Origin of the sequence: Aquabacterium sp. (assembly GCF_036279675.1) — a bacterium.
Classification (GTDB): domain Bacteria; phylum Pseudomonadota; class Gammaproteobacteria; order Burkholderiales; family Burkholderiaceae_C; genus Aquabacterium.
On record NZ_DASUIS010000144.1, the window covers coordinates 1 to 7,615 of the forward strand.

The window sequence follows — 7,615 nt, forward strand, 5'->3', positions numbered from 1 at the left end:
CTGTGCGGCGCATTGCCATTCCAGGTGCTGTGGTTCAGATCGTGGTGGCGGTGGCCATGGGCATGGGGCTGGCCCATGCCTGGGGATGGGGCATCGGGCCTGCGCTGGTGTTTGGCCTGTGTCTGTCCGTGGCCAGTACCGTGGTGCTGCTCAAGGCGCTGGAAGCCCGGGGCCTGATCGAGACCGTCAACGGGCGCATTGCGATTGGCTGGCTGGTGGTCGAAGACCTGGTCATGGTGCTGGTGCTCGTGCTCATGCCCGCGGTGGCCGGGATGTTGTCGGACAAGCCCGCAGCAGCCACGAGTGCTGGCCAACCCCTGTGGCTCTCGCTGACGCTGACGCTGGCCAAGGTCATGGCCTTCATCGCCACCATGCTGCTGATCGGGCGGCGCGTGTTGCCCAGGATGTTGTGGTGGGTGGCGCGCACGGGCTCGCGTGAGCTGTTCACGCTGAGTGTGGTGGCCGCCGCCGTCGGTGTGGCCTTCGGTGCAGCCAAGCTCTTTGACGTGTCGTTTGCACTGGGGGCCTTTTTCGCCGGGATGATGATGCAGGAGTCGGAGTTCAGCCACCGGGCTGCCGACGAGTCATTGCCCTTGCGTGATGCGTTTGCCGTCCTGTTTTTCGTGTCGGTCGGCATGCTGTTCGATCCGACTGTCCTGTGGCATTCACCCGGCAAGCTGGCCGCCACCGTAGCCGTGATCCTGCTGGGCAAGACACTGGCTGCCGTGGCGCTGGTGCTGCTGTTTCGTTACCCGCTCAATACCGCCTTGACGGTCGGGGCCAGCCTGGCTCAGATCGGTGAGTTCTCTTTCATCCTGGCTGGCCTGGGCGTGTCACTGGGCATGCTGCCTCAGGAAGGGCAGAGCCTGATCCTGGCCGCTGCGATCGTGTCCATCGCGGTCAATGCCGGTTTGTTCGGCTTGCTCGCACCCCTGCTGAACTGGGCGCGTGCGCATTCGGCGCTGGCACGGAGGCTGGAGGCCCGCGATGATCCGCTGGCGCAGTTGCCCAGCACCGTTGACCAGGCGCGCCTGCACGGGCAGGTGGTGCTGGTGGGCTACGGGCAGGTGGGCCAGCATCTGGCCGCGCTGCTGCATGAACAGAAGATCAACTTTGTCGTGGCCGACGAGGGGCGAGATGTGGTCGAGAGCCTGCGCCAGGCCCACGTTCCGGCGGTCACGGGTGATTTGTCCGATCCCGCCACCTTGATCCAGGCTCACATCGCGCGTGCCGGCGCCCTGGTGATCACCTTGCCGGACAGCCTGCTGATCCATCAACTGGTCGATATTGCCCGGCAGCTCAATGCGGGGATCCGCGTTCTGGTCTATTGCGCCAGTGCCGACGAAGCCGCCTTGCTGAGAAAAGACCTGGAGGTGGAGGTGTTCGTGCTGGAGCAGGAACTCGCCAAAGGCATGGCCAGACAGGTGGCGGCGTGGATCGAGCCGGGCACACATGTGGTGGGCGGCGCCGATGTGCCACACGGGCATTGATGCGCACGCCCGGCGTGCAGCGCAAGAACCGGAGTGCTCAAGTGCTGGCTTGTGGCTACATTGAGGCCTTCGACAAGGCTTTCAGCGTGCAGACGTGACCGATTCCGTGACAGACAAGGTAGTGGCTTTGTGCCGCTACATCGAACAGGCCAGCTCGGAGCCGAGCCTGGCGGAGCTGTCCGCCGTGGTGGGGTGGAGTGCCACGCACCTTCAGCGGGTATTCAAGAGCCAGACCGGGCTGACCCCCAAAGCCTATGCATCGGCACAGCGTGCCCGGCGAGTGCGGGATGCCCTGGCTCAAGGGGGCACGGTCACGCAGGCGCTGTATGAGGCTGGCTACGGTTCCAGTGGCCGCTTTTACGAGCAGGCCGATGCCGTGCTGGGCATGACGCCAACTGACTACAAGGCCGGTGGGCGCCACATGCAGATCCGGTTCGCCATTGGTCAATGCAGCCTGGGTGCCGTGCTGGTGGCAGCCAGTGAACGTGGCGTCTGCGCGATCCTCATGGGTGATGAGCCAGAGGCCTTGTTGCGCGACCTGCAGGACCGTTTCACAGCCGCCGAACTGATCGGTGCAGATGGGGGCTTCGAGTCGTGGATGGCCCAGGTTGTGGGCCTGATCGAGGCGCCTCGACTGGGCTTGAACCTGCCGCTGGACATCCGAGGCACGGCGTTTCAGCAACGTGTCTGGCAGGCCTTGCGCGCCGTGCCGCCCGGGCAGACCGTGAGCTACAGCGAGCTGGCCGAACGCATCGGCTCACCTCGATCGGTGCGGGCCGTGGCTGGCGCCTGTGCCGCCAATCCACTGGCTGTGGCCATCCCCTGCCACCGCGTCGTGCGCAGCGATGGCGGGCTGTCTGGCTACCGCTGGGGTGTGGCGCGCAAGCGTGCCTTGTTGTTGCGCGAGTCGGACGCCATGGAAGGGCAGATACCGATTTAGTCTGGCTATCGAATCAGCGGGAAAGGCGCTACATTGTCCGACCAGGAGGTCTGAAATGGGTATTCGGACGACATGGTCGGTACTGGCTGTATGTGCAGGACTGTGGACAACGGCCATGGCCACCGAAGTGGTGACCGTGGCAGCCGAGGACGACTGGGCCCCCTATTCATCCATGCGTGCAGATCGCACCGGTCCCGAGGGTCTGGCGCCAGCCTTGGTCAAGGCCGCGTTCAAGACCCAGGACGTCGAGGTGCGTTTTCAGGTGGTGCCCTTTTCAAGGTGCCTGCATTACGCCGAGAAGGGCACGGTGGTGGGCTGCTTCGACACCACGCGCACCGAGGCCAACAAGGACTTGTTCTACTGGCACCCCACGCCCTTGTTTCAGGAGGAGTTGGGCATCTTTGCGCGCAGCGACGTGCGAGCCAGTGACCTGAAGCAGAAGGATCTGGAGGGGCAGTCGGTGGGCATCACCATCGGCTATACCTACCCGACCGACTTCATGCAGAACCCCCGCATCACGCGGCTCAGTGCCGTGTCGGACGGCAATCTGGTCAAGATGCTGGTGGCCAAACGGGTGAACTACATCCTGCTCAACACCATGCCGGGCTATTACCGCATCAAGCAGGAGCCCGCGCTCAAAGGGCAGATCAAACGTGTTGGGGCGATTGGCATGGACAGCTTCTGGGTCAGCTTTTCACGCACGCATCCCGACGGCAAGCGCATGTCCGAGGTGTTCGAGAAGGGCTTGCAGGCGATCAGGGCCAATGGTGAATACGACCGCATGCTGACGGCATTCAAGCGCGAGATGCAACCTTGATCGGAGGCGCGGACGCATGACCTACTCCATCACCCGACGCATGACGCTGCTGGTTCTGCTGATCAGCCTGGTGATTGCGTTGCTGTCGGCGGTCTACCAGATCTACGGTGGTTATCGCATGGGCTTGCGTGCGGTGGAGGACAACCTGCGTCTCATCGAATCCAGTCATGTGCCGGCCTTGACTGCCAATGTGTGGCTGCTGGACCAGTCCTTGATCGGAAAACAGCTCGATGGCATCGCGAAGTTGCCGGATGTCACGTATGTAGGGGTCACCGGTGATCTCCCGTTCCAGGTCAAGGCGCTGGGCCAGCCCCATGCGAGTCCGGCGGCATTGAGCCTGGTCGTGCCCACCTTGCGGCGTGTCTACGACCTGGTCTATAGCGACCCGATGCAGCCTGGGCAGCGCCAGATGATCGGGCAGTTGCAGGTCGAGGTGTCGCTCGGTGGCCTGTACGCGAGACTGAAGGAGACAGCGGTCACCATTGTGGTGGCCGAGGTGGTTCGCACCACCGTGCTGGCTTTTGCCATCGTGCTGGGCATGCGCTTGTTGATCATGCGGCATCTCACCCGGATTGCCCGTTTCTCATCCAGCCTGTCCATCGACAACCTGGATACCGCTTTGCAATTGCCGCAGCGTCAGGCGCAGCGGCGCGATGAAATCGATGCCTTGGTGGAGTCCATCAACGGCATGCGCCTGTCCTTGATGAACGAGATCAGCAAGCGCCGCGAGATGGAACTGCGCAGTCAGCAACTCACCATCGACAAGGAAGCGGCCGTGCTGGCCAACGAAGCCAAGAGCGAGTTCCTGGCCAACATGAGCCATGAGATCCGCACGCCCATGAACGCCATCATCGGCATGTCGGAGCTGGCCTTGCAATCTGGCCTGGACACGCGGCAAAGCAACTATGTGCAGAAGGTGCATACCTCGGCCAAATTGCTGCTGGGCATCATCAATGACATCCTGGATTTCTCCAAGATCGAGGCGGGCAAGCTGGACATCGAATCGGTCGAGTTCAGCCTGTACGACACGCTCAACGGCCTGGCAGACCTCATCGGCCTGAAAGCGGAGGAAAAGGATCTGGAGCTCCTGCTCGTGCAATCACCTGGTGTGCCGGATCGCGTGATGGGCGACCCCTTGCGCCTGCACCAGGTGCTGGTCAACCTGGCCGCCAACGCGGTGAAGTTCACCAGCCAGGGCGAGGTCATGGTGGGCGTGGAAGAGATCGAGCGCAGTGCGGGTTCGGTGCTGCTGCGGTTCTGGGTCAAGGACACCGGAGTGGGCATGAGCGAGGCCCAGCAGGAGCGCCTGTTCACCCCCTTCACGCAGGCAGAGATGTCTACTTCGCGGCGCTTTGGCGGCACGGGGCTGGGGCTGGCCATCAGCCAGAAGCTGGTGCGCATGATGGGCTCCACCATTGAGGTGGACAGCCACGAAGGCAAGGGCAGCACCTTCTATTTCAATCTGCGCATGGGCCTGGGCGCCTCCGAGGCTCAGCAACCTGGTGTCTTGCCTGTGCCGGCGGGCGGGCGTTTGCTGGTGGTGGACGACAACGCTGCGGCCAGAGAGGTGCTTGCCAGCATGGCCATGCGCATGGGCTTTGCGGTGGACGAGGCCCACGATGGCGAACAGGCCTTGAGAATGGTCCATGAGGCCAGCGAGGCCGGGCGCCCGTTCCAGCTCGTCTTGCTGGATTGGAAGATGCCGGGCCTGGATGGCGTCAGTTGCGCGCGCCGCCTGGCGCAGGCAGGACATGACCGGCCCCAGGTGCTGATGGTCACAGCTTTCAGCCGGGACGATGTCCTGCGCCGCATGCGGCAGGAGCAGGTGCAGGTGCAGGCGGTGCTGACCAAGCCCGTGACACCGTCGTCGCTGCATGATGCCTGCGTGCGGGTGCTGGGGGCGCCCAACACGCCGGTCATGGACATGCACCGCGATATCAAGCTGGCGCTGACCGATCATCAAAAGCGCCTGTCCGGTGTACGCGTGCTGCTGGCCGAGGACAACGAGATCAACCAGGAACTGGCGATCGAGCTGTTGCAGCGCGTGGGTGTGACGGTGGTCGTGGCCAAGGACGGGCAGACGGCTCTGACCATGCTGGCCGAGCAGCCCTTTGACGCCGTGCTCATGGATTGCCAGATGCCGGGGATGGACGGTTACACCGCAACGGGCCACATCCGCCAGAACCCGGCCTGGCAGGGCCTGCCAGTCATCGCGATGACGGCCAATGCCATGCTGGGTGACCGCGAGCGTGCCCTGGCGGCGGGCATGAACGATCACGTGGCCAAGCCCATTGATGTGGAAGAGCTTTATCGCACCCTGGCGAAATGGACACGCCCGGCCAATCGGGAGGCGCAAGCGGTGTCCAGCTCGTCAGTCACCACAGGCCTGCCTTTGAATCTGCCCGGTGTGGACGTCAATGTGGGGTTGGCCCGCACCCTGGGCAATGCCAACTTGTACGTGCGCATGCTGCGCATCTTTGTCGAGCGGGAGCGCCATTTCATCGCCGAGTGGCAGGCGGCCTGGCAGCAGGGGGACATCGACACCGTCAGGCGCCTTTTGCACACGATGCAGAGCGTGGCCAACACGCTGGGTGCCTTGGGTCTGGCGCAGGCCTGCCAGCAGGTGGCAGCCGAGGTGCAGGCACCGGCCTCATCCGATCAGATCGAGCAGGCGGTCATGGTCATGGCCCGTGAACTGGACCAGGTGCTGGCAGGCATTGATGCGGCCTTGAGTGACTGAGCCGCACTGTCGGACCAGCCGCAGCGCCGTTGCTCAGGGAGCGAGGTGCGTTTCAGGCAGCACCATGTGCTTGCCCTTGTGATAGTGGGCCGGCAGGTCGCCGAACGATTTCACTTGATAGCGGGGCAGGGCGACCTGCTTGCGCAGGCCTTCCAGGGTCACCAGCGGTGCCTTGGTCGAGACGGCATTGGCCAGCCAGTCGGGCACCAGCCCGCCGAGGTCGACCTGGGTTTCGAACTCGACGCGGGTCCAGTTGCCCTTGAGCGGTACCAGCTTGAAGGTGTTGTGCAGGTAGGGCATGCGCACATGACCATCCTGCTGCGGGTAGCCTTCCACCTGATTGGAGTCCAGCACGATGCTGCCGTCGGCCTGCTGGCTGACGGTGGAGCGGAACATCACGTCCCGGTCGGACGCGGGCCAGATGCCCTTGAAGCGCGCATAGGTGTGATCGAGCGGGAACTTGTCGGCGGGGCCGCTGCTCTTGCAGTGATAGACCCAGTTGTTCAGGCCATTCGTGTCGGCCAGCAGCGCCAGCACGGTCAGGGCCGAGTAGTGCACCTCGGTGACGCCCTTGAACGCCTTGACGGTCATGCCATCCACGCTGCGGACCCAGGTGCTGACGTCTTCTCGTCCCTGGCCCTGGCGCACCGGTTCCCATTCATGGGCGGCCGTCAGCGCCGAGGTGCTGGCACCCAGCAGACACAGGGCGAGGATGGTCAGACGCATTGAGGCCATGGTTGCAGTCTCCGTTGAAGCTGATTGGCAAGAGGCCAAGGGTAACGAAGCGCGGCTCAGGTGGATTTGAGCAGAAACAAGCTCAACCACAGCCAGATGGGGCTATCAACGTCAGCGCGCGTCGGAGCTCAAGGTTGGGAGCCTGGCATCTGAAGGTGGTTCGCCGCCGTAGCTGATCGTGATGTTGCGGTACACCTTGCTGGTCTCCGGGTCGATGATGTTGGAGACGCCCTGGTAGCTGAGCAGGCGCTTGCTGTTGAGGTCGTAGCTGAGCGAAATCGCGGGCACCAGCATGCGCAGCATGGAGTCGGGCTCCACCAGCACACGCATCACCGTGCGGCCGTCCATGGCCTGCTCGTCAACCCGTCTGGCACGAAAGCGGTAGCTGTTGGTGTGCCCTGCCACGATCAGGTTGAACTTGACCGGCTCGCCCTTTCGAATGGCGGGCAACTGATCCTGTAGCAGCTGGTTGAAGCCGGCATCTGCCGCCACCAGGCCCTCGTTGATCGGCAGGCTCTTGCGCTCTTCCTGGTCGCCATCTCGTTTGAAGATCTGCGCCTGGGGGGCGTTGCTGCTGATGCCCTCCGCATACCGCACCGCCGGGATGTCCATGCGGTAGACGGGGACGGTGCGGTTGCCCCGGTAGTCCAGCGTCTTGCGCGCGATCTCGCGGCCTTGCGCGTCGTAGTAGGTGGTGACGCCCGTCTGCACGGCACCATCGGCGGCCAGGTTCTGCTCGTGCACCTCGGTGTACAGATAGCGGCGCGTGGTGGTGTCGCGCACATAGCCGATCACGCGTGCCGCTTCGGCCTCGGCCCACAGGAGCATCAAGGCCAGCGTCAGGGTGGCCAGTCGCAGGGACATGTCGGGTTCTCCGTCAGACGGTCAAGCTG

At 63.7% G+C, this 7,615-nt stretch carries 6 protein-coding genes; 4 read left to right on the forward strand and 2 right to left on the reverse strand.

The features are described from left to right. From VFW93_RS16505 to VFW93_RS16520, 4 genes are all read left to right on the forward strand, one after another. Nucleotides 1-1,490, forward strand: a 1,490-nt coding sequence (locus VFW93_RS16505) for a cation:proton antiporter (protein WP_329695053.1), incomplete at its 5' end; no start/stop codon positions are given. Between the two features lie 94 nt (nucleotides 1,491-1,584). Continuing rightward, the gene (ada, locus tag VFW93_RS16510; protein WP_329695054.1) at nucleotides 1,585-2,430 is read left to right on the forward strand and encodes a bifunctional DNA-binding transcriptional regulator/O6-methylguanine-DNA methyltransferase Ada; all 846 of its coding nucleotides are present in this window, start codon (nucleotides 1,585-1,587) and stop codon (nucleotides 2,428-2,430) included. Between the two features lie 115 nt (nucleotides 2,431-2,545). After that, nucleotides 2,546-3,247 carry a substrate-binding periplasmic protein gene (locus VFW93_RS16515; protein ID WP_329695055.1) on the forward strand — a complete coding sequence of 234 codons (702 nt, stop codon included), beginning with the start codon at nucleotides 2,546-2,548 and terminating at the stop codon, nucleotides 3,245-3,247. A 16-nt stretch (nucleotides 3,248-3,263) separates the two neighbouring features. Continuing rightward, complete coding sequence (locus VFW93_RS16520) at nucleotides 3,264-5,987, forward strand: response regulator (protein WP_329695056.1); 2,724 nt, start codon at nucleotides 3,264-3,266, stop codon at nucleotides 5,985-5,987. Between the two features lie 33 nt (nucleotides 5,988-6,020). Here VFW93_RS16520 and VFW93_RS16525 read toward each other — a convergent pair whose 3' ends face one another. Then, the gene (locus VFW93_RS16525; protein ID WP_329695057.1) at nucleotides 6,021-6,722 is read right to left on the reverse strand and encodes an START domain-containing protein; all 702 of its coding nucleotides are present in this window, start codon (nucleotides 6,720-6,722) and stop codon (nucleotides 6,021-6,023) included. A gap of 111 nt (nucleotides 6,723-6,833) precedes the next feature. Beyond that, entirely contained in the window at nucleotides 6,834-7,586 is a 753-nt protein-coding gene (locus VFW93_RS16530) for a hypothetical protein (protein ID WP_329695058.1), read from the reverse strand. Nucleotides 7,587-7,615: the final 29 nt, after the last annotated feature.